This is a genomic window from Pseudoalteromonas luteoviolacea S2607 (genome assembly GCF_001625575.1).
GTDB lineage: Bacteria > Pseudomonadota > Gammaproteobacteria > Enterobacterales > Alteromonadaceae > Pseudoalteromonas > Pseudoalteromonas luteoviolacea_E.
Genome location: NZ_AUXV01000007.1, coordinates 38,919 through 61,290, shown reverse-complemented (window position 1 = coordinate 61,290; position 22,372 = coordinate 38,919). Strand labels below are relative to the sequence as shown.

Genomic DNA, 22,372 nt, shown 5'->3' with positions numbered 1-22,372 from the left:
TATGGCACTCAATATACAGCATGACAAAGTAAAGGCCGTTTTTTCGGACGCAGAGCGCAATAACCGACCAGTATTTATGATAGTTATCGCAACGAAGCCTTGCTATGTAAAACTGGCTTCTTTGATACATGCATGTGACGCACAAAACATGTCAACGCTTGTTATAGAAAGTGGCCAACACTACGATGCCGTGCTGACTGAAGCGGGTGCTCTTTTTGATATTGCCGACAAAGTTGCTATCAATTTAAATGTTGCTGGCAGCATGCTATCAAAAGCTGCCGATATGGCCTTAGCCATTGAGCAACTTGCTCATTATTTTGTGGAGCTCGCCCCAAACACATGTGTGGTTCCCGTTGTCTCAGGAGACACCCTTACATCCAATTTGCTACCGCAATATTGGTATTTGGCAACTGGGATCCGCGCGGTACATGTTGAAGCTGGACTGCGAAGTATGGGGCCTAGCTGTTGGCGGTCGTTACGCGGAGAAGCTCTTTTATCACAGCGTCAGTGTGACTGGATGTGGTATCGTGATATGCCTTTTCCAGAGGGCGTAGATACCGTTTTAACTTCTTGTGTATCTGACTTGTTATTGGCCCCACTAGAGCGCAATCGTCAAGCATTATTGAAAGAGGGGTACCTCCCTGAAAATATAGACATTGTCGGATCGCTTAGTGCCGATGCTGTGACTTTGCAAAGTCAAAGTAAACCAAAGCAGACCATTTATGATTGCTATCCAGAGCTTGCCAATGGCAAGTGGATAAGAGTCGATATTCATCGCAGAGAAAACCTAACCAAACCGATATTAACTGCGCTCCTAAATGCCTTAACTCAACTTGCAACTGAACAAATACAAATCGTGTTTGTAAAATACAATGCCTTTATCAACGCTGTGGCGCGTTATCAATTACAGTCCTTGGTATCTAAAGCGAGTGAAGCAGGCGTTGTTTTTCATGAATTATGGCCAAGTTATCAACATGTCTTGGAATTTGTCACAGGCGCACATTGTCGCTTTGTCTATAGTGATAGCGGAGGTTTACAGGAAGAGTTAAACACGCTTGGCGTTCCCATGCTCACCTGTCGCGCTAACACCGATAGGCCCGAAACGGTACTCGACAGTCAATCCAATCTACTTGTTCCCCCTCTGGATCAAGCTTTTATTTATTCAGGCCTCAAGCTCGCAATCGACAACCCGGAAAAAGTATGGCCGCGTCACGTTGCGCAAAAGCTCTATGGTGAAAACGTCGGACAAACCATCGCCGCCAGCCTGTGTCGCTATCAAAGTAAGGTGAAGCGCCACATTGATATTCTCGAAGGTTACTAAACATGACTGAGAATGACATAATTCAGTGCCGTGCCCCGTTAAGAATTGGTTTGGCCGGCGGAGGCACCGATATTCCTCCATACGTAGATATACATGGGAGTGAAGTACTCAATTGCACAATTAATTTGTATGTTCATGGCCAAATAGCCACAGGTGGAAATGAATTGCTGATCCGCTGCCGTGATTCTGAGGTGCAATTTAACGCCAAAAAGTTAAGCCAACTCACTTTGCAAGGAGAGCTGGCCATACAGCAGGCCGTGTACCTGTACTTTGTTGAGAATCACCATCAGGGGAAGTTTTTCCCATGTTCGATAGAGACATGGAGTGAAGTCGGTTTTGGTAGTGGTCTAGGAGCATCATCCGCGCTCACCGTGGCATTAATCAAAGGGTTTTGCGAGTTACTTAACGTCTCTAATAGCCCTCAAATGCTGGCGCGCACAGCATATGAAATTGAACGTACTAAATTACGACTCAAAGGCGGATTACAAGATCAGTTCGCTGCCGCTTTCGGGGGGATCAATCATTTTTCTTTTTTGAGTCAATACGATAACAAAGTTACCCCGCTAGAGTTGGGCCAAGCAACACGCCATGCGCTAGAATCTCAAATTGTCTTAATAGACAGTCAGGTTTTACGCAGCCCAGGCGCAGCCATTGAAGCGCAATCTTTACAGATCAAGCAGTGTAATACGCAAAGGTTAAATTATTTGCACCGTATCCGCACGTCAGTTATCCCCATGGCGCAAGCTCTAATAGAAGGAAATACCATACATTTTTGGTCTTTATTTAATATAACAAGTGAATTGAAGCACCAGCTTGGCGAAGCAGTACTCCCGCCCAACATAGGCCCCCTTTTCGACTTCGTTATGCAACAAGGCGCCTTGGCAGGAAAAATCTGCGGTGCCGGTGGTGGTGGCTTTATGCTCTTTGCACTCCCTAAAGGTGGTGTAAATCAGCTCAAAGAAAAGATAAGACTGGCTTTTCATACCGATATTATACAAGTAAAAATCGTTGAACACGGTGCACAGGCGGTTACTGTTAAACGCAACACCAAACGTAAAACGCAGGAACCGAGCATATGGATGTGATCGTGTTGGTGGGTGGCAAAGGTACACGGCTAAAAACTGTTATCAGTAACCTACCCAAACCTTTAGCGCCGATTGGCAATCGGCCCTTTTTTGACCTTGTTTTACATAAGCTACACGACGCATTTGACCATGATCTTCATTTGATATTGGCCACAGGGCATATGCATGAGTGTTTTGAGCAATATGCAAAAGCCAATCAAACGCATGCAAAAATTTCTTTGAGTCGCGAAACACAGCCGCTTGGAACGGGCGGAGCGATCCGCCGCGCTATGCAATTCAGTACTCAGGAAAACGTCTTGGTGTTAAATGGAGATTGCTATTTTGATATTAATTACCGGGATTTTGCACAGCGTGTGACGAGCAAAAGTGCGGTATGCCTTGCCGCCGCCCATGTGACAGATATCAGTCGTTTTGGCGCCTTAACGATTGACGCGAACACCGGCCTTGTTACCGAGTTTCTTGAAAAGGGAAAGCAAGGGGCTGGTTACATTAATGCAGGTGTATACTTGCTCAACAAAACTGAGTTTTTGGCCAGCACACCCAGTTGCCCTTTCTCATTTGAGCAGTATTTGTCTGAATATGCATTTACTAAGGCGCTATACAGTCAATGTTATAGAGCTGACTTTATAGATATTGGTACACCAGACGATTATCAAAAAGCGCAATCAATGCTCAAACACCTCACATAATAAACCTGCACTTTCACATTGTTTGCGCATTTTGTATACACACTAATTGCTGTAATCAATAATATGAGTGTGTAGTGATCATGATAGATGCAGTGTCTAACAGTCAAAACATGTCTTTTGGCCGCCCACAGAACCAGCTTAGTTCGGAACAATCCGACACAATTAAGGCAACCCTTGAACAATTTGACTCGCAAAATCTCAGTGAGGAGGATGCTAAGTCAATCGTCGAAACCTTCAAAGAAGCGGGTATAAAGCCGGGTAAAGCGCTTGCTGAGCAAATGTCTGAACTGGGTTTCGATGCCAAAGCAGTAGGAGAGTTGGCTGGTGTTGAGCCGCCGCCAAAGCCACCCAAAGGAGGTGAGTCTTCCTCAATTAATTTACAGCAGGTCGTAGATTTTTTGTCAAACACGCTGGAAGAATTGGACACTAGCAACCTTGATGAAGAACAAAAACAAGTACTATTTGGCGAACTAAAAAGCGAGTTTGGTCTTAAAGAAGACAGCAATTTCGTAAAAATTAGTGTTTGAAAATTTTGCCATGGTGTGCCAAAGTAATGGATATCAAATGGGAACCATTTGATATCCATATACGCATGCGGGATAGACCTGCTTAGCGTTCAATAAAAACAGCAAGGGGTTTGCTGCTATGACAATGTCGTACGATCAACAATACGATTTTCTCGTATTTATTGGCCGTTTTCAGCCTTTTCATCAGGGTCATTTAGCCGTGGTAAAAGAAGGTCTAAAACGCGCTCAACACCTTATTATCTTGTGTGGTTCAGCTCACCAACCTAGAACCGTTAGAAACCCATGGACAAGCGCCGAACGCGAGTTAATGATCCGCGGAACACTAAATCAAGACGAAAATACTCGGGTACATATCGCACCACTCATGGACACTGTATACAATGACGATGCTTGGGTACGTAATGTTCAAACGACAGTGAAAGGGCTGGTCACTGCACACCACCGAGTACCACATAAACCTGCGAACATTGGGTTGATTGGGCATAGTAAAGATCAATCTTCATATTACTTAAATATGTTTCCCCAGTGGGGCTCCGTGCCCGTTGATAACTTTCAGCAAATTTCTGCAACACCGCTGAGACAAGAAATATTTTCAACCACAGGACAGGTATTTTTAGACGGGGAACAGAGTCAGCAATTGCCTGCATTTGTCAAAGACATGCTGCGCCAGTTCGTAAACACCGAGGACTATCAGGCAATCCAAAGTGAACATAATTTCATCGAAAAATATCGTTTAGCATGGCAAAATGCGCCGTATCCGCCGACGTTCGTAACCGTAGATGCCGTGGTAGTACAAAGTGGCCATGTACTTTTAATCGAGCGCAAAGCACGCCCTGGTAAAGGCCTATGGGCGCTGCCGGGTGGATTTGTTAATGGCAATGAGAAGCTCTTAGAAGCCTGTTTACGTGAGCTAAAAGAAGAAACCAAACTCAAGGTGCCCGCACCGGTTTTAAAAGGCTCGATTAAGCAACAGCAAGTATTTGATGAACCGCATCGCTCAGCACGTGGCAGAACCATTACCCATGCTTTTTATTTTGATTTAGAGCCCAATAAAGCGCTGCCAAAAGTGAAAGGATCTGACGATGCGAAGCATGCCATGTGGGTGCCGTTAGCTGAGCTGGAACCTAATAAGTTATTTGAAGACCACTATTTCATTATTCAAGAATTAACTGGTATGTAATATACCAAATATGTAACGGGATAGACCCGTTGCACAATTACGATAGGAGGAACTCCATCATGAACCATATTATCCTAAACGCAGATAGCTACAAAGCATCTCACTTTAAACAGTACCCAGAGGGTACGAGCCAAGTATCTAGCTATATTGAACCTCGCGGGGGCCACTATCAAAAGGCTGTGTTTTTTGGCTTGCAAATGTTCATTAAAACCTACCTGACCACACCTTTGACTCACGCTAATGTGGATGAAGCCAAAGAGATTTTAGAGTTACATGGCGTACCGTTTTATGAAGCTGGCTGGAGACACATTGTAGACAAACACGGCGGCTTACTACCGATTAAAATTCAAGCGCTACCCGAAGGCTCAGTGGTTCCAATTAGCAATGCCCTAGTACAAGTCATTAATACTGATCCAAAATGTGCGTGGCTGACCAGCTACGTAGAAACCGCACTGCTGCGTGCAATTTGGTACCCAACGACCGTTGCAACTGTCTCTTATCACTGTAAGCAAGTGATTCGAAAATATATGCAAGAAACAGCCGACTCACTGGCGGGGTTAGAGTTCAAGCTACATGACTTTGGTGCAAGAGGTGCGACCACTGAAGAAGCAGCTTCGATTGGCGGTGCTGCACACTTACTTAATTTCATGGGCACAGATACGCTCAGCGCGATTGTCGCGGCTAGACGCTACTATGGTGCAAGCATGCCTGGTTTTTCAATTCCAGCAGCAGAGCACAGCACGATTACCGCTTGGGGCAAAGACGGAGAAAAACAGGCTTATGAAAACATGCTGAAGCAGTTTTCGGGGCCTGGTAAGCTGGTTGCGGTCGTCAGCGATTCGTATGACCTGTGGCATGCAATTGATACGCTGTGGGGCGAAGAGCTCAAAGCGCAAGTCGAAAACAGCGGTGGCACCTTGGTTATACGCCCCGATAGTGGCGAGCCTGTGAAAGTTGTCACTACGACTATAGAAAAGTTAATGGCTAAATTTGGCTACAGAGTTAACAGCAAGGGATATCGTGTTTTACCCGATTGCGTCAGGGTCATCCAAGGTGATGGAATTGATGAAGTATCAATTGGTGAAATATTAAAGGCAATGCAAGGTAATCAGCTCAGCGCAGAAAACATTGCTTTTGGGATGGGCGGAGCACTGCTACAAAAACTGGACAGAGACACCATGCAATTTGCAATGAAAGCAAGTGCAGTGAAGGTAAAAGGCCTGTGGCGTGATGTGTTTAAAGATCCAATCACCGATCACGGTAAGCGCAGTAAGAAAGGCCGTTTAGCGGTGGTTGCCGATAAGCAAAAAGGCATAAAAACTGTTCGTGAAAGCGATTTAGGCTATCGCGAAAATTTGCTCCAAACCGTATTTAAAAACGGCCACTTGCTGATTGACCAAAGTTTTGATGATATCAGAGCAAACCTTTCATAACCGACTCTAGTAGCGACCAATGGTGGATAACCTTTCACTCTTTGGTCGCTTGCCATCTGGTGTTATTTCATAAATACTGTCTCAACAGCCAGTTCCGAATCTGGCTAGTCGACCAATTATCATTCGATATAATTAGTCTATTCATGTAGTAGGATTGACTGAAATGTTAGATAACCAAGTTTGTCAAAAAGCACGCCTATCAAGGGATGCAAGATTCGATGGTAAGTTTTTTATTGCAGTTAAAACCACCGGTATATACTGCCGCACCGTGTGCCCAGCACACCCCCCAAAAGAAGAAAATGTAGAATATTTCACCAGTGCATTGCTGGCTGCTCAGTCTGGTTATCGACCATGCCTTAGATGCCGGCCAGACAGTGCCCCAAACTCCCCTGCCTGGAAGGGAGTCGGCGCAACTTTAGAGAGGGCCATCAAACTGATTGACCAAGGCGCATTGCAACAAAGCTCATTGCCTGAGCTCGCGAGCAGGCTTGGGGTAAGTGACCGTTATTTACGCAAGCTCTTTAATCAGTATTTAGGGGTGTCGCCGAAAACCTATGCGCTATACCAGCAATGTTTGTTTGCCAAAAAATTACTCCATCAAACTAGCTTGCCCATCACCGAGGTGGCACTGGCAAGTGGTTTTGATAGCATACGGCGCTTCAATGACTGCTTTAAAGAACAACTCAAACTCACCCCGACACAAATGAGAAAGCAAACAAAGGCAGTAAGCTCTAAAGTCGTATTACAACTGTTTTATCGCCCACCATTTAACTGGCAAAAAATGCAACAATTCTTGTCAGCGAGACTGATTGAGGGGTTAGAGTGGATCACCCCAAACAGCTATGGGCGGACTATCACTTTGCAAGGTAAAACAGGCCAGTTTACCGCAACGCACCTCGAAGATAAGCATTGCTTTGAGGTCGAAATTCAATTGGATGAGCTAAAGGTCCTTAAGCCAGTCGTCAATAACATTCGTCGAGTCTTAGATTTAGATGCTGACTTAGTTCAAATCGAGCATGATTTATCTCAAGTTCTACCAAATACATTTGAATTAACAACTGGACTACGTTTGCCCGGCATTTGGGGATTATTTGAAGCGGGAATAAGGGCTATCTTAGGCCAGCAAGTATCTGTTCAAGCGGCAAAAAATTTAGTCTCACAACTGGTACTTACGCTGGGTGAAAAAACATCCAACGGGCGGTATTTCCCCACGCCGGAAGCCATTGCAAGTAGTGAGCTCGCGTTTCTAAAGATGCCAAACGCTCGTCGACAAACCCTGATCCGGTTTGCACAGTATTTCTGTGAAACCTCTGAATCAGAACCCCCCGACGAGTGGTTAAAACTCAAAGGGATTGGCCCATGGACGGTCGCTTATGCCAAAATGCGTGGCCAGAGCGATCCAGACATCTTTTTAGGGTCAGATTTGGGGGTCATTAAAGCACTCAAAGCACAAAGCGCTGCTGGCGAAGCCTCATCTGAAACCTCATCACAACCAATACATACATTATCACCTGATTTAGCGTCTCCGTGGCGCAGCTACCTTACTTTTCAGCTATGGAGTCAATTATGAAGCTATACACAGATTACTTTCAAAGCCCGCTTGGACTAATAGAAATAAAAGCCTCAGAAGTTGGTATACGACAACTCATTTTTTGTGGCGAACAGGTTTCTCAAACACGTTCATGTGCACTACTCACAGAGTGTAACAAGCAGCTCGATGCGTACTTTTCAGGGAACCTTATGCAATTTGATTTGGATTTAGACTGGCAAGGAACTCCTTTTCAGCAAAAGGTATGGCAAGCGCTTACTGAGATTCCATTCGGTAAAAGTATGACTTATCTAGAGCTCGCCGAACAATTGAATAACCCCAAAGCTGTGCGTGCCGTGGGTGGGGCAAATGGCCGAAATCCGATTACTTTGATTGTGCCTTGCCACCGCGTAATTGGTGCCAATGGCAAGATGACGGGTTATGCTGGCGGTGTGATCAGAAAGCAGTGGTTACTTGCTCATGAAGGCATTGTAGATTCAAAACCTAGCGCGCAACAACTGGCTGAGTTAGTTAAAACACGTCAAGCAAAAACAGAGTTTTTACAGTAGCACTATTAATTATGCTGACAACGCAGAGTGAGCCCATCAAGGTCTTTTTTCGAAGCCATTAAGATCCAAGTCTGTTGATTGTCAGCGTGTATGCTGGTGAGAAGTTTCTGCGCCTTCGCCATTTCCCGTTTAGTTGTTCCAATCGCAATATCTACACCATACCATGGCTTAGGGCCAGTATTTGGGCCTTGCATTTGTACCACTCGAACTATCGGAGTTAAGCACTTTGTCACAGCCAATAACTTTTGCCCTTGCTCCGACGCAAGTGCACGTTTAGTCTCGTCGGCCCACAGCTGTGCCTTTTCTTTATCTCGAACCCCAGACAATTTGAGTATGTAAGTACGTGCTAACAACTTAGGCATCTCAAGTGCATTAGACTCAGGTAGCGTTATTTGTGTAAAAGCGACCGCTTTCGAGTAAATACTAAAAAAAAGTATCAGTGCGCTCACGCAAATTACTTTTTCTTTGTACTTCACCATATTCTCTCCAAGTCTTTCTTATCAAAATAATTAAATCACATCCAAACTAGACACAAGGCTGATTTTGCCACTACTCCCTCACCTTAGGAACAATGCGTTATCAAATAATTAACACAAAAAACCTTTAATATAGGAATAAATTATATATATTTATACAATGAAAGAGATATAGTTTATGAATTGGATAGTATTACGTGTCTTTTTATGATGGCCCAAACGACCCCATACGGTTAAGTACGTACTTTGGCAAAAAAGGAAAAGTATTCCCAGCTGTCACTCTAATCATACTTGCGGTGTTTTCTCCCCTCGCAATTAAAAACTTCATTATTGGTGAATACCCATTAGCCACCGCAATTAGTTTATTTGTTATTACATTTAGTATTGATTCCTACGCCTTACTGAGAGGGAGAAAACTGCCAATAAATGAGCATATTGTCGCGACATTAGCTGTGCTTGCCGTCACTCTATCACTTTTTACTTTAGGTGATGGGACCATTTTCTGGGTGTTTCCCGTCAGTATCATTATGAGTTTTTTATTTCCACTAAGAACTGCTATCGTTTTCAATCTGCCATTACTCATAAGCGCAACCATTTATGTTTTACTTAACTATCAAGTTGCCGATGCGATGCGGTTATTTTTCGCTCTGTTGATGACTATTACGGTTGTCAATTTGCTGCTTAGGCACATTGACTCTCTTCATGAATTACTCAAAGAAGAGTCTAGTAAAGATGCTTTAACAGGTGCCCTAAATCGCCGCCAGTTAAACTTATTTTTAAAAGATGCATTGGCAAACAAACTACACTATCACAGCGACTCCACACTCATTATGATTGATGTAGATCACTTTAAAAAAATTAACGATTTGTACGGTCATGCCAAGGGGGATGAGGTACTGATACGCCTAGCTTCTGGTATCACCACTCAGATCCGCGAAAGCGACTTGCTCTTTAGAGTAGGCGGAGAGGAGTTTGTGATCTTACTCCCCAATACCACGGTTGAAACCGCAGAAAAAGTCGCAGAAAAGTTGAGGGCAGCTATCAGAGCATCGTCTCTTATCGAAAATCACCCAGTAACCGTTAGTTTAGGTATTTGTGCAACAGACAATAATCTGACTCAAACCAAGTGGATGAGCTGTGCTGACAAAGCGCTATACGCGGCAAAAGAAAGAGGCAGAGACCGAGCATGCTGGTACAACCTAAACTGTGACCGAGTTGAGGATGTTGCAGCCTAATCACAAAATATCTATCCGCCTTCCTACCGACCTTCTCACATGTTGCAGTGACAGAGCGAATAACACAGTACCCAATTAAACTTTTGTAGCAATTTCAAAGTCGCCAAATTACAATGTTAAAAAACATGTTAACTCATCATTTATTGGAGATAATTGTTGTATAAATTTGAAGGGGTTAAAACCACGTTTAGCAGCCTTTTGGGGCTCATTTTTTGCTTGCTAAGCGCTGTGCATCTTGAACATTATTGGCAGTCATATGCAACCACGATAAGTCATTTAACCCTTCCCGTTTTGCTTTTCTCGGCACTGTTTTCAGCCCAGTTTAATCGCAGTCGATTAGCGCTTACCTGTTTACTTTGGGCATTGCTTTTTACTTCCCAGAGCTATTCTGTTCCTTGGTCTGAATGGTTAGATAATAAAACCTCCTGGTTACTGTTAAGCGGTGCGCTAATTTTATTGTTTACCTCGTTAACACAAGATCGCGCACTCCTTTCTCGCCATTCATTTTCCCGCTTGATAATACTCAGTATCATAGGGCTATGCGTGTATTATTGGCTTGCCTATCAAGGAGAGCTCGATGCGTTATTGTCAGAGCACACATATACCACTCTGCTGTCACCATACATCACATACCATGTTCCACTATTTTTAATTGGCTGCCTTTTGTTCTGGCGCAGTGTCACACGAAAATGCCTCACCTTAGCAACCCTATTTAGCAGCTTTGTACTATGGCTCGCAATTCATATGAATTGGCTGATACTACCGCTGAATATTGTGGTAGCGATTGTTGCCTTGGTCTACTTATTTACCGTATCTATTGATTGCTACTTTTTAGCATTTAGAGATGACTTAACAGCTCTCCCTACTCGGCGCGCACTCAATCAACTCTCTCTCTCGCTCGGTCGAAAATACACAGTGGCCATGCTTGATATCGACCACTTTAAAAAGTTTAACGACACCTACGGCCATGATATTGGCGATCAAGTACTGAAGCTGGTTGCCTCAAAACTAAATAAGGTGAAAGGTGGTGGTAAAGTATTTCGTTATGGCGGCGAAGAGTTTACAGTCGTCTTTTCAGGTCGCTCACCTGACATAGCATTTAATGCGCTTGAACAGCTGCGAGAAGACATTGCCAATTATGATATGGTTATTCGACAACAACAACGCCAATCTAAAAAGTCTAGGCAGAGCAGCCCGCCTTCTGATAGAAAGACCGTTAACGTCACGGTTTCAATTGGCGTTGCCACAAGACAGGCAAAACAGACCTTCGAACAGGTCATTAAAAGCGCTGATGAAGCACTGTATCGCGCCAAGAAAAAAGGCCGTAATAACGTCAGTAATTAACCCACTTTATGTACGCTATTTTCACAGCAATAGATAGCAGACTGACTGTCTATTGCTATACTCAGGCCATGCTTAGCCCAGCAAAGGATACTTTATGAAGCATTTTTATTGCATGTTAATTCTATTCACTTTTAGCTTTTTCTCTATTGCAGAAGAAAAGAAAGAACTTCCACCTCTTAACCCTGCCTACCAAGGTGAACATGGTATGGTACTCATGAATCGCGGTTCAAAGATATACGCAACAAACTTTCCCTCATACAAATTGCCTGGTGATATTCAGGTCGTATATAAAATCGATAACCCTGACGTGGCGTTTTTAAATTTAGTTCGTGATTCGGAGCTCATAACAATTAAACCTAAAGCGTTTAACTTACAGCGTTTAGAGCGAGGTGAAGAGATTACTGTTGTGGCTGATGTCTATGAAGGCCATTATAAAAAAGACGGATTTAAAGTGTACTCAGAGCGCAGTATCGTGTTCAGCGATAAGCTCTATTCAAGAAAAATGAAAGACTTAAAACCTTCAGGCCAATGGCAAGAATACGACAGCATAGAAATCAACAAAACTGAGCGTATTTATGTCCACAAAATTACCCAAACACCGAGCTTTAATCACTTAATCTTCGTGGATTTAACCAGTGCTTGTATGCAAAGGTTCAAGACCTCTAAGAGGGTACCAAAAGTATCTGAGCTGATATATAAATTTGTAAATTGTGGCACTTTGAAACAGCTCTATTTTGATGCAGATGCCTACCAGTAACAGGCGCTTTTATCGTTTGCCTTGGTGAGTGCACCTAGGCAAACGATAATTGCTATCAGATTGCTCCTATTTAATGAAAGTTACGCGATTTATGGTTAAACCCTTGTAGTAAATCGCTTTCATCAATCAGACGCCCCGCAATCACATGGATCACTTCGCCTTCTTTTTCGACAATACCTTTTACTCGCAGTAATTTAGAGCTTAAATAAGCTTGCTTTTGTGCTCTTGCTGTACCTGCCCACACCACCACATTAATGTTGCCAGTATCGTCTTCGAGGGTAAAAAATGTGACGCCCCCTGCTGTACCTGGCGCTTGCCGACCTGTGACTACTCCCACAACAGTGACTAAGCTCTTATGCGCTTTACCTGCCAATTCATTCATCCGTGTAAATGGCCTCAACAAACCAGCTTCTTCCAATAAGGTGATCGGGTGTTTATTCAGTGTGACTCCTGTTGCCGTATAGTCCTCAATTAGGTCAGCAAACACATCAGGCGCGTGTACATGGTGTACTTTGTCTAACTGCTCAGTTTTAAACAGAGGTAAGCTAGCTTCACTATTCATTATCTGCCAACGCGCCGCATACCTATCTCCACTAAAACTTTGCAGAGCATTGGCTGAAGCCAGCCGCTCCAAGGTGCCCTTATCAATGCCAATATCACTTAAGCATTGAACACGGCGATAACCTTGCTGTGGCCGCTGTGCTACGATCTGTGCAGCCATATGTTGATTGAGCCCCTTAATAATTCGAAAACCCAACCGAATGCCCCACTGACCTTGTGATTGGCAAACCACATGGTCATATTCTGACTGGTTAACACACACAGGTAACACGACAACTTGATGGCGTCTCACATCCTGCAATAACTGTGAGGCACTATAAAACCCCATGGGTAAGCTATTGAGCAGTGCGGTAAAAAACATCGCGGGGTAGTAATATTTCAGCCACGATGATGCATAAGCAAGCACAGCAAAAGAAGCTGAGTGACTTTCTGGAAAGCCATATTCACCAAAACCACAGATCTGCTCAAAAATACGCTCAGCAAAGGCATTATCATATCCCCGCTCAGTCATTCCTTTTAGTAGCTTATCCTTAAATTGCATCAGCTCACCGGTTTTTTTCCAAGAAGCCATCGCACGTCTTAACTGATCCGCTTCCCCTCCAGAAAAGCCAGCAGCAACCATAGCAAGTTTGATCACTTGTTCCTGAAAGATGGGGACTCCCAAAGTGCGCTCAAGTACCGACTTAACGGCTTCAGAGGGGTACTCTATTCTTTCTTCACCATTGCGGCGCTTTAAAAATGGATGCACCATATCCCCCTGAATTGGGCCCGGGCGTACTATCGCGATTTGAATGACCAAATCGTAGTAACAAGCAGGTTTTAAACGGGGCAACATGCTCATCTGCGCCCGAGATTCAATTTGAAAAACGCCCACAGTATCGGCTTTTTGGATCATGTTATACACCGCAGGGTCATCTTGCATGCGCGTGAGCTCAGCAATGCTTAAGTGTCTATCAGTATGTTGTTTTACCAAATCAAACGCTTTACGGATGGCGGTTAACATGCCGAGAGCCAGCACATCGACTTTGAGTAACTTTAGGCTTTCTAAATCATCTTTATCCCATTGAATAACCGTTCGGTCTGCCATGGCGGCATTTTCTACGGGTACTAAATCATGTAATGGCCCTGCCGAAATGACAAAACCACCCACATGCTGAGAAAGGTGGCGAGGAAAACCCATAATTTCATTCACTAGCTCAATAAACTGCTGGCCTTTCATAGAGTCTGGCTCTAAACCCAGTTCAACAATTTGTGCCTGCCAATTTAAGCTGCGATCTCGTCGATTAACATTTTTAATGAAATACTCCAGCTGAGATTGGGCAATTCCCAGCGCTTTTCCAACATCACGCACTGCGCTTTTAAAACGATAAGTGATCACCGTCGCAGCCAGGGCTGCACGTTTTCGGCCATACTTCTGGTAGATATATTGAATGACTTCTTCGCGTCTTTGGTGCTCGAAATCTACATCTATATCGGGGGGCTCATTACGCTCTTTACTAATAAAACGTTCAAATAAAACGGCAACCTGTCGAGGGTCTACCGCTGTAATCTCTAAGCAATAACACACCACAGAATTAGCCGCAGAGCCCCGACCTTGATACAAAATACCACGACTTTTAGCAAACATGACAATGTCATAAATCGTCAAAAAAAAGTATGGATAGTCCAATTCCTCAATTAAATTCAGTTCTTTGCTTATGGTCTCGTCAATTTCAGTTGGCACCCCGTTAGGAAATCGCTGACGCTTTCCTTGTTCAACCAAAGTGCGAAGGTATTGCATGGCGGTTTGCTCTGCTGGCACCAATTCGCTGGGATATTGATAACGTAGATCATCCAAATCAAATGAACAACGTTTAGCAATGCGCTGTGACTCTTCAAGCCAGCTAGGTTGAAACAACTTAGTGAGTTTAGTTTTAGAGCGCATGGCACGTTCACTATTTGCCAGCAGCTGCGCTTTAATCTGATCAACGGCTTGATTATGCGCAATAGCAGTTAATGCATGCTGCAAGCGCAACCGAGTTGGAGAGTGCATAAGCACTCCACCTACTGCACATATCGGTATTTGAAATTGCTTCGCTAATGCCTCACAGTGAGCAACATAGCGTTTATCCTGATTATCTAGACGTCGCTGCACACCTATCCAAGTTCGAGTATAATGGTAACGAGCTAACCACTCCCCCCAGCTCTCATCAACAACATTACCAGCTGGTAACCAAATCATAAAACAATGACGTAGCGACATTAGATCCCACTTTTCAAGCGCGTAACCTCCTTTACTACTTCGCCGCCGCGCATTACTAATCACTCGGCATAGTTCACTGTAAGCAGCTTTATCTGGGCAAATCAAAACCACTTCTAGATTTTCAAAGCGTAATAAGCTGCCAATGATGAGCTTGATACTCAGTCGTTCATTTTTAATCAATGAATGAGCTCGTACCACCCCAGCTAATGAGCATTCATCTGTAATAGCCATTGCAGAATACCCTAAGAACTCTGCCTGTCTAACAAGCTCTTCAGGTCGAGAGGCTCCTTGTAAAAAAGAAAAATTGCTCTGACAAAATAACTCTGCGTATTGCATTAACTAAACACTCCATGCAAATACCAACGCTGTTGCCGATCTCTAAAAACCCAGAGCCAGCGCTTAGACTCGTCTTGTGCAATAAAATAGTCTCGCTCTACTTCGTGACCATCCCACCAGCCTGTACAAATGCGCTCCGGCCCCTGTATCAAGGTAACAGACTGTTGCAATGGGAGGATTTGTGGGAGTAGCAAATTAGGTCGCAGCATAGGCTCGCATTCTATCTCATTCAATCTTTGTGCTTGTGAGGTCAAAGGTACGCAATGCGTCGTTGCAAATTCGGGGCGGGCATCAGCGCTTGGTTTAATACCTTGTACAGCATCTTCTCCCAACTTGGCCTGCAACACCGCGAGTAATCCGGCTGCTGTCATAGTGCCGCAGCGCTCACTGAACAAATCGCTGCTGAGTTCATCAGGCTCGCAAAAGCCTGTTACCGATAAAGCAACTCCCTGTAAAGGAGCAACTAATTGTGTTCTTTCCAGTACTAACTGGCATAACCCCTGCCATTTATCAGCACGATACTCCCCTTCGGCACTGCCAATTTCGAGCCTCAAAGGCTCGCAATCCCGTTGTAATAGTGTAAATTGAATTGACTTAGTAAGTTTATTTCGAAGCTTTAAAAATTGTTCTAACTGAGTGAGTAGTTTGAATAAAGGCTTGGCAACCCAATCTAAATTTTCTAATTCATAGAGTAAAGTTAACTGGCGCTCAAATACCTCAGGAGGCTGATAAAACGAAACCGGGTGATGTAACTTACCGCGTAAACGCCCCACATAATGAACTAGCTCGGTATTAAAGCGCTTACCTAGCTCTAACATTGGAATCTCAAAAAGCGCTTGTACCGACTGGATACCTACACGCAGTAAGCCTTGATGTTGCTTTTCAGGTAATGCTAATGCACTCACAGGTAAGCGACCTAGGCGATGTTCTAACTGCTTGCGATCTTCACTGAGGGTATCAAATTTTGCTTCAGCCAATAGCTGTGCAGCCAAAGGGGAATAGCCCAAACTGAAATGATACCGCACATTTTGTGCTTGAAGTCGTGTCTGTATGGTATGCCAGTACTCAGAAATATCACGATACATCGTCAACATACCAGAGACCTTAAGTAGCAACCCCGTTGTACCAGATAAATGGATCTCAGCCGTATTTAAATACAACCACTGGGCCAACTCAGTCAAACGCTGCCTTGTTTGTTCTTCATCATATTCATGTACACACAAAGACGAACACGTTGCCGCAGCAGCACCAAGTCCCATACCTTGTCGAATACCCGCGGCATGTGCTGCTGAGTTTAATTGCACCGCACTGTGCCCTCGGCCAGCAACAATAATCGTTGGCTGCTGTTGAGCTTTATCGTGATACAAGCTATCCAGTTGCAATTGTGGAAAGTGTAGGTAAAGCCAAAGTGCCATAACTCACCTATTTACCTGCTGTAAGGCACGCTCAAATGTTACGATATCAGCACCTTGAGGAGATTTAATCTGTGCTGTCAGCTCAGGCCAACTTGAAGACATATCGAGTACAAAGTCAGGTTTAGCCCACCCTCCACGACGCTTTGTCACTTGCACCTTAAGGCCCAACGGATGAGGTAATAACTTTAAACTTAAACAGACTGGCAATGATGTTGACTGCATAATACAGCTGCGCATTAAACAAATAAGCCCTTGCCCTGTTTGCGCTGCAAGTTGTAAACGTTTAACTTGATGCACTTCTAAATCCCCATGCCACATCAAAACACTGCTACAGGCTCCGCTTTTTAAGCACTGCTCAGCTGCCCAAAGTGCCTCTTGTGACGAGTTAGGCCGGATCACTAAAAACTGCCCAGTGTCTACACCTTGGTGAAAAAGAGCATGGGCGTTAATCAGCGCAGGCGGGTGTATTACCGCGCACATGCGAGTTTGTTTGCGTAAGTAAGGCAATAATAACCTCAGCTCCCCAATCCCTATTTGGCTCTGAATATCCACAACGCCTTGACTTGGCAACCCACCATGCAGCAGCTTATCAAGATCATCAAACCCTGTACTGACGGTCTCATATACCTGACGAGAGACAGGTGCATTTTCAGTCCCCTGCCAAACAAGGTTCTGATGCTGTAAAAAATCAATTAAATTGGCCATAACACACACTTTACTGTATACATATACAGTATTATAGATCGAAATCAAAAGTGCAAGTGAGATCTACAGGGCATATCGCAAAGTCGCTTTAACTGGCTACAATAAATGCAGTAGCAGTAAAAGCTTAGGCTAAATGGGAGGCAAATATGTGTGGCAGATTGAATATTACTGATGACCCTTTCGTGATCCAAATACTGCTAGACCTAGGTATTGAAAACCCACGAGAACAAATGCATTTTGGCCGCTTTAAACGCGCAACCGATACGATAAGCATCGTCCACCAGCATAACGGTCAGCGCCACCTTAGCAGTGCCACTTGGTGGCTACTGCTAACGCAAACGCAATCTGGGTTTAAGCCTTCTAAATACACCTCATTTAACAGCCGGTATGATAAGTTACATGTGAAAAATAGCGCCGCTTATCAACCTTTTAGATATAACCGCTGTATTATTGTCACCAAAGGGTTTGGCGAAACACAGTACCAAGATGGCAAGCCTAAAGATTATCATGATTTTATCGCAAAAAATGGAGCACTGTGCTTGGCTGGATTGTACAAGTATTGGTGTCACCCAACCACAGGAGAACAGCAACTTTCTTGCTCGATTATCACGCTCCCCCCTCACTCTAAGCTGCGCCCCTATCACGATAAGGCAAGTCCGATGATGCTCCCACAACGCGCGGACTTATTGGATAAATGGTTAGACGACAAGCAGCATGATGTCACGGGATTTAATCATTTATTGGTCCCTCATTTATACCAATCCCTCACAGTGCAAAAGATTGACAAGCCAAGCAGTTACAGACCGATAGCATCGGCGCGCTCATTACAGCATGACTAACTCTGTGAGGCCATTTGGCACACATTGGATTCGCCACCAGCGGTCAAAAGTCACACCCGATAGTGTGTTAAAATACCATTTAACTTCACTGCAAGTTGCTCTAACTGTGTCGCCCGCTCATCAATTTCGCGCCCTCGAGCCAAGTTGTCGCTGGCCTCCTGACTGATAGCAGAAATAGACTGGCTTATCTGCTGAACCGTATCTGACTGCTGCTTAGATGCCGTAGCAACTTGTGTGTTCATCGCCGCGATTTGTGCTATCGCAGAAGTAACATCTCCCAATGACGCTTTCGCTTGCTCCGAAGTTTCTGCATTATTCACGCTTTGAGATTGGCTCTGCTGTACACGCCCTTGGGCCTTTTCAACACCTGATTGTAAACGCTTAATCATATCCTCAATTTCACCTGTCGCTTGCTGAGTACGGATTGCCAGACCCCGTACTTCATCTGCAACAACGGCAAACCCCCGCCCAGCATCACCCGCTCGCGCAGCTTCAATTGCAGCATTCAGCGCTAATAAATTGGTTTGCTCCGCAACAGATTGGATCACATCTAATACACTGCCGATTTTAGCACTTTGAGAGGACAAGATATCCATCATCTCACCCACTGAAGCCATCTCTGTGGCTAGTTGCTGAGATATCAATGCACACTGAGCGACCAAGTCATTGGTATTATCTGTGAGGCTATTCACTTGCTGTGTGTGTTCGGAAGTTTTAAGTGCGCTATTAGCCACTTCTTGTACTGCTTGTTGCATCTGTGAGCCAGCTGCCGCCGATTGTTCACAGTCTAACGACTGCTGGTTTACCGCATTGATCAATGCGCCCATTCGTTCAGACAATACAATCGACATCTCTTTCAACGTGTGAGCACTGCTCAACATATCGCTGAAATTTCCTTGCAGGCGTCCAACTAAACGGTTGACAGATTCACTCAGCTCACAGATCTCAGCATCCCCTTCAGCCGGTGCACGCAAGCGAAAATCATTGTTATCAGCAATATCTCTAATGGCATGACTTGCCGCTAATATAGGTTGCGTAACTCGCGTTGCAATAAAAATCCCGATTAAGGTTGCCAGTACACCCGCAATCAAAACAAATACCAATGCAGATTTAAAAATAGAGATCTGCAACGATGAAATCATTGCGAACGCCTCTGAATAATCAACCTCACTAACAATGGCCCAATTCAAGCCTTCAATATTAAGGGGGGCATATGCTGATGCCACAGCGACAGAACGGTAATCATCAAATATCGCAACACCGGACTTTCCATTAAGTGCTGCACGCGTGCCGGGAGAGTCCACCTCTAATATGCCGACAGTTGTATCTTGCTGTTCAATTTTAGTAATGATGTCTTGGGCTACATTATGCGCTTCCAGCACGGTCAAAAACTGAGACTTATCTTCAACAAAAAAGCGACTGTTGGTCAGTAATTTTTTTGCTTGATTTACCACATATATTTCGCCAGAGTCGCCCAACCCCTGCGCTTTCCATTGACCAGAGAAGGTCAGCATATTATTAATTTCGTCCACAGGTAATTGAAAAACTAATACGCCTACAAATTCGCCATCATCTATAATTGCGGCGCTAATAAATCCTGCTGCGGCATTATATGAGGGGAGATAAGGCGCGAAGTCAATAAAGTTGCCTTGCCTTGTGGTTTGTCCTCTGGCAGCCTGAAATGCGCGCGCTAGACCTGAGTCACTAAATGGCCCTGTAGTAAGAGACGTCGCAAAATCGACCTCTTTAAATACCGAGTACACGACGTCACCTTCAGGGCTGACAAGAAAGATGTCATAAAAACCAAATTGAGACTGAAAATCACGCAGTGCCTGATGGTATTTACGATGCACGGCATCATAACCATTATTATTAGGCCCTATTAACAGCTGATCTTTACTGCCTAGGGGATGAGGGTTGTCTGCAATATACTGTGTTTGCAACGCTTTGGCTTGTATAGAAAGCTGAGTAAATAAACGCGTAGCTTCCCCTTCTTGAAGTGGGCTTTTATCTACCAAAACGGGTCTAAACTGACTCAAATAGTAGTTTTCCAGTGCTTGAAAGGTACTTTCGCTCTTTGGTTCAATATCATTGAATGCAGCCTTGAAAGCTTTGGCTGCATCTATCACCATGGTCGAATGCGCCAATGTAGTAGCCTGCGATTGCATAGTTGCAAAGTAGCGCTCTACTTGGTTTTGCATCGCGTTTCTTCTAGATATTAGGTTGTTCTCAACTTCTTTAGAGACTGCAGCCTTACCTTCTTGATAGGCAATAAAGCCAATTGCGAAGCACGCTATTAATAACGGTACGACAGCAAGTAAGACAGAAACAATACTTAAACGTGTTTTTAATCGCACCTTAATACCCCACTACCTGTTTATTTTTCACAGCGGCGAATGACTGAAACCGCCTAGTCATATCCTAAAAGCTTCTCGATGCACTTTTATGACTTTTAATTATTTATCCATAAGAGAACAAAAAACAACCTCAAAAACCCATACAAAACTATTAATTAATTAAATTCATAAAAATAAAGCTAAATATATTATTCAAACAACCGACAAACAGAGGGAAAACTACAACTAAATAAGGAAAGGAATATGAAAATTAAGTCTTTGGCATTAATATTGTCGAGTATTTTTACCACACAGGGACACGCGCAAGTTCTCGAAAAGCTAGACTTTGAACATTCAACTGAGCAGGTAGAGATCAATTACGGTGATGTCACAGCTATTGAGCAAACCAATGTACACCCTATCTCGGGTAGCTATAGCTTAAAAGTTAGTGCCCAAAGCCATTTTGAGATAATGCGTGTTTTTGAAATCAACCAAACCCTGACTAACCCTACACAGTTTCGAGTCAGCTTTGATGTCCAACTACCAGAAATCCAAAATTCAAAGTATCAAGGAAATACGACCCTTTATACCTCTTTAATCGTCGAATTCGATGACGGCAGTCAAATGCAAGTATATACCTCAGAAGCGGATAATATTAGCCAAGAACCTGATAGTATTCATTCATTTGACGTCGCTACAACATTACCTGACGGCAAACATATTAAACATGTCACAGCATACTGGAGCACGCATTTGTTAGATGAGATGCCTGTCGTTTTCGACAACATCAAAGCGCAACTTACTGACAACAGGGAACATAGTAATACAGTTATCCAGCACTTCTTAATGGATAACACCACGACAACAACTATCGAGCAATTACAAAGACATTTTAGCGGTAATATCGCGCTCACACACGTACACACAAACCCAAATGCCCCAAGCTTACAAATAAACGCAGACAATGAAGGCAGATATAGAACCAAGTTCGAGTTAAGCAATTTGTTTATTGTGCATTCAACGCCCAACTACCTTGCCACCACTCTCACACTCAACAACCCTAGCAGCGAAACGATTGAAGTAAAGCTTGCAGGCCAAGCTTTCTTTACTCGCGAACTTGCCGGAGCAGCGAATACTATTAGCCAATACGATAGATTAACGCTTGCACCTAATGAACGTAAAACAATCCCTTTAATACTTGATTTTAGTGATGATTACTATACTTCAAGTATTTCATCGATGAACTTTGAAATTGAAGCTGAGCGCTCAATATTCATTGACAGCGCACGTGTCCACACTGCAGAAGTTAGCTCCGATGGCGCTTTCTATCAGGTTTTTAATGACTATGAATCTGGCAATATTGACTTCACGACGCGATACCCAGAAGAGGTTGCAATAAGCCTTGAAGACAATAACCAATTCAACAACACCAAAAACCTGAGGCTCGCACTTTCTCCCTGGCGACAAGCAAGTTACTCTTACTTTTTCCCCTGGAGTGAAACACGCTTTGCCACACAAATACACACCCAATTAGACGTTAATATTACTGAGGCAACCTTAGGGCAACCCGTGCAAGTGTGTACTGATGTCTATTATAAAACAGGCAAAAAAGATTCTTTTTGTGAGGTGCGCACATTTGGTAAAGGTAGCTACCAAGTCAATGAGGTGTATACACTTGATCCGACTCAGTCGCTGCGTCGCTTCCTCATTCGCGTACGCTCGTTTAGTAATTCACCAGCTACAGTCAATATCGACAACTTCTCGTTGAAGTACTGGCAACCGGCTTTCAATTAA

The 22,372-nt window shown here is 43.9% G+C and carries 18 protein-coding genes; 13 read left to right on the top strand and 5 right to left on the bottom strand.

Features of this window, described 5'->3' with window-relative positions; translation table 11 throughout:
- Position 1: 1 nt before the first annotated feature.
- The 8 genes from N480_RS05800 to N480_RS05765 all read left to right on the top strand — a co-directional run bounded on the left by N480_RS05800 (position 2) and on the right by N480_RS05765 (position 8,332).
- Positions 2-1,321 (top strand): UDP-N-acetylglucosamine 2-epimerase, encoded by a 1,320-nt coding sequence (locus tag N480_RS05800; RefSeq protein ID WP_063371583.1) that lies wholly within the window; start codon positions 2-4, stop codon positions 1,319-1,321.
- 2 nt (positions 1,322-1,323) lie between these two features.
- Positions 1,324-2,406, top strand: coding sequence for a hypothetical protein (locus tag N480_RS05795; RefSeq protein WP_063371582.1), 1,083 nt, complete (start codon positions 1,324-1,326; stop codon positions 2,404-2,406).
- Positions 2,397-3,095, top strand: coding sequence for a sugar phosphate nucleotidyltransferase (locus N480_RS05790; protein ID WP_063371581.1), 699 nt, complete (start codon positions 2,397-2,399; stop codon positions 3,093-3,095). The genes N480_RS05795 and N480_RS05790 overlap by 10 nt, the downstream gene beginning before the upstream one ends.
- A gap of 80 nt (positions 3,096-3,175) precedes the next feature.
- Complete coding sequence (locus N480_RS05785; protein WP_063371782.1) at positions 3,176-3,622, top strand: hypothetical protein; 447 nt, start codon at positions 3,176-3,178, stop codon at positions 3,620-3,622.
- Positions 3,623-3,740: 118 nt separating this feature from the next.
- A complete protein-coding gene (locus N480_RS05780; RefSeq protein ID WP_231102229.1) occupies positions 3,741-4,802 on the top strand; it encodes a bifunctional nicotinamide-nucleotide adenylyltransferase/Nudix hydroxylase in 1,062 nt (353 codons plus the stop codon).
- 59 nt (positions 4,803-4,861) lie between these two features.
- Positions 4,862-6,235 carry a nicotinate phosphoribosyltransferase gene (locus tag N480_RS05775; protein WP_063371580.1) on the top strand — a complete coding sequence of 458 codons (1,374 nt, stop codon included), beginning with the start codon at positions 4,862-4,864 and terminating at the stop codon, positions 6,233-6,235.
- A 163-nt stretch (positions 6,236-6,398) separates the two neighbouring features.
- Positions 6,399-7,805: a DNA-3-methyladenine glycosylase 2 family protein gene (locus N480_RS05770; protein ID WP_063371579.1), complete on the top strand. Its 1,407-nt coding sequence runs from the start codon at positions 6,399-6,401 to the stop codon at positions 7,803-7,805.
- Positions 7,802-8,332 (top strand): methylated-DNA--[protein]-cysteine S-methyltransferase, encoded by a 531-nt coding sequence (locus tag N480_RS05765; RefSeq protein WP_063371578.1) that lies wholly within the window; start codon positions 7,802-7,804, stop codon positions 8,330-8,332. Before N480_RS05770 ends, N480_RS05765 begins: the two co-directional genes overlap by 4 nt.
- A 5-nt stretch (positions 8,333-8,337) precedes the next feature.
- Here N480_RS05765 and N480_RS05760 read toward each other — a convergent pair whose 3' ends face one another.
- A complete protein-coding gene (locus N480_RS05760; RefSeq protein ID WP_063371577.1) occupies positions 8,338-8,811 on the bottom strand; it encodes a hypothetical protein in 474 nt (157 codons plus the stop codon).
- 194 nt (positions 8,812-9,005) lie between these two features.
- On the opposite strand from N480_RS05760, the gene N480_RS05755 reads away from it, so the two are divergent.
- The 3 genes from N480_RS05755 to N480_RS05745 all read left to right on the top strand — a co-directional run bounded on the left by N480_RS05755 (position 9,006) and on the right by N480_RS05745 (position 12,144).
- Positions 9,006-10,043: a GGDEF domain-containing protein gene (locus tag N480_RS05755; protein ID WP_063371576.1), complete on the top strand. Its 1,038-nt coding sequence runs from the start codon at positions 9,006-9,008 to the stop codon at positions 10,041-10,043.
- Positions 10,044-10,199: 156 nt separating this feature from the next.
- The gene (locus tag N480_RS05750; protein WP_063371575.1) at positions 10,200-11,387 is read left to right on the top strand and encodes a sensor domain-containing diguanylate cyclase; all 1,188 of its coding nucleotides are present in this window, start codon (positions 10,200-10,202) and stop codon (positions 11,385-11,387) included.
- Positions 11,388-11,481: 94 nt separating this feature from the next.
- Positions 11,482-12,144, top strand: coding sequence for a hypothetical protein (locus N480_RS05745; protein WP_063371574.1), 663 nt, complete (start codon positions 11,482-11,484; stop codon positions 12,142-12,144).
- Positions 12,145-12,214: 70 nt separating this feature from the next.
- Here the strand turns inward: N480_RS05745 and N480_RS05740 are convergent, their stop codons facing one another.
- From N480_RS05740 to imuA, 3 genes are read right to left on the bottom strand one after another with little or no spacing between them, the layout of a single operon-like run.
- Positions 12,215-15,283, bottom strand: coding sequence for an error-prone DNA polymerase (locus tag N480_RS05740; protein ID WP_063371573.1), 3,069 nt, complete (start codon positions 15,281-15,283; stop codon positions 12,215-12,217).
- The gene (locus N480_RS05735; protein ID WP_063371572.1) at positions 15,283-16,698 is read right to left on the bottom strand and encodes a Y-family DNA polymerase; all 1,416 of its coding nucleotides are present in this window, start codon (positions 16,696-16,698) and stop codon (positions 15,283-15,285) included. Before N480_RS05735 ends, N480_RS05740 begins: the two co-directional genes overlap by 1 nt.
- A 3-nt stretch (positions 16,699-16,701) precedes the next feature.
- Positions 16,702-17,403: a translesion DNA synthesis-associated protein ImuA gene (gene imuA / locus N480_RS05730; protein ID WP_063371571.1), complete on the bottom strand. Its 702-nt coding sequence runs from the start codon at positions 17,401-17,403 to the stop codon at positions 16,702-16,704.
- Positions 17,404-17,549: 146 nt separating this feature from the next.
- Between imuA and N480_RS05725 the strand changes: the two genes are divergently transcribed.
- Positions 17,550-18,242, top strand: coding sequence for an SOS response-associated peptidase family protein (locus tag N480_RS05725; protein WP_063371570.1), 693 nt, complete (start codon positions 17,550-17,552; stop codon positions 18,240-18,242).
- Between the two features lie 50 nt (positions 18,243-18,292).
- On the opposite strand, the gene N480_RS05720 is transcribed toward N480_RS05725, so the two are convergent.
- A complete protein-coding gene (locus tag N480_RS05720; protein ID WP_063371569.1) occupies positions 18,293-20,599 on the bottom strand; it encodes a methyl-accepting chemotaxis protein in 2,307 nt (768 codons plus the stop codon).
- 243 nt (positions 20,600-20,842) lie between these two features.
- Here N480_RS05720 and N480_RS05715 point away from each other — a divergent pair, with 243 nt between their 5' ends.
- The gene (locus N480_RS05715; RefSeq protein WP_063371568.1) at positions 20,843-22,372 is read left to right on the top strand and encodes a hypothetical protein; all 1,530 of its coding nucleotides are present in this window, start codon (positions 20,843-20,845) and stop codon (positions 22,370-22,372) included.

Bases quoted from the DNA above. Each gene is read 5' to 3' on its own strand.
- N480_RS05795 (WP_063371582.1), top strand. From the start codon at position 1,324: ATGACTGAGAATGACATAATTCAGTGCCGTGCCCCGTTAAGAATTGGT.
- N480_RS05715 (WP_063371568.1), top strand. From the start codon at position 20,843: ATGAAAATTAAGTCTTTGGCATTAATATTGTCGAGTATTTTTACCACA.
- imuA (WP_063371571.1), bottom strand. From the start codon at position 17,403: ATGGCCAATTTAATTGATTTTTTACAGCATCAGAACCTTGTTTGGCAG.
- N480_RS05775 (WP_063371580.1), top strand. From the start codon at position 4,862: ATGAACCATATTATCCTAAACGCAGATAGCTACAAAGCATCTCACTTT.
- N480_RS05740 (WP_063371573.1), bottom strand. From the start codon at position 15,283: ATGCAATACGCAGAGTTATTTTGTCAGAGCAATTTTTCTTTTTTACAA.
- N480_RS05760 (WP_063371577.1), bottom strand. From the start codon at position 8,811: ATGGTGAAGTACAAAGAAAAAGTAATTTGCGTGAGCGCACTGATACTT.
- N480_RS05765 (WP_063371578.1), top strand. From the start codon at position 7,802: ATGAAGCTATACACAGATTACTTTCAAAGCCCGCTTGGACTAATAGAA.
- N480_RS05800 (WP_063371583.1), top strand. From the start codon at position 2: ATGGCACTCAATATACAGCATGACAAAGTAAAGGCCGTTTTTTCGGAC.
- N480_RS05790 (WP_063371581.1), top strand. From the start codon at position 2,397: ATGGATGTGATCGTGTTGGTGGGTGGCAAAGGTACACGGCTAAAAACT.
- N480_RS05785 (WP_063371782.1), top strand. From the start codon at position 3,176: ATGATAGATGCAGTGTCTAACAGTCAAAACATGTCTTTTGGCCGCCCA.
- N480_RS05780 (WP_231102229.1), top strand. From the start codon at position 3,741: ATGACAATGTCGTACGATCAACAATACGATTTTCTCGTATTTATTGGC.
- N480_RS05735 (WP_063371572.1), bottom strand. From the start codon at position 16,698: ATGGCACTTTGGCTTTACCTACACTTTCCACAATTGCAACTGGATAGC.
- N480_RS05770 (WP_063371579.1), top strand. From the start codon at position 6,399: ATGTTAGATAACCAAGTTTGTCAAAAAGCACGCCTATCAAGGGATGCA.
- N480_RS05745 (WP_063371574.1), top strand. From the start codon at position 11,482: ATGAAGCATTTTTATTGCATGTTAATTCTATTCACTTTTAGCTTTTTC.
- N480_RS05725 (WP_063371570.1), top strand. From the start codon at position 17,550: ATGTGTGGCAGATTGAATATTACTGATGACCCTTTCGTGATCCAAATA.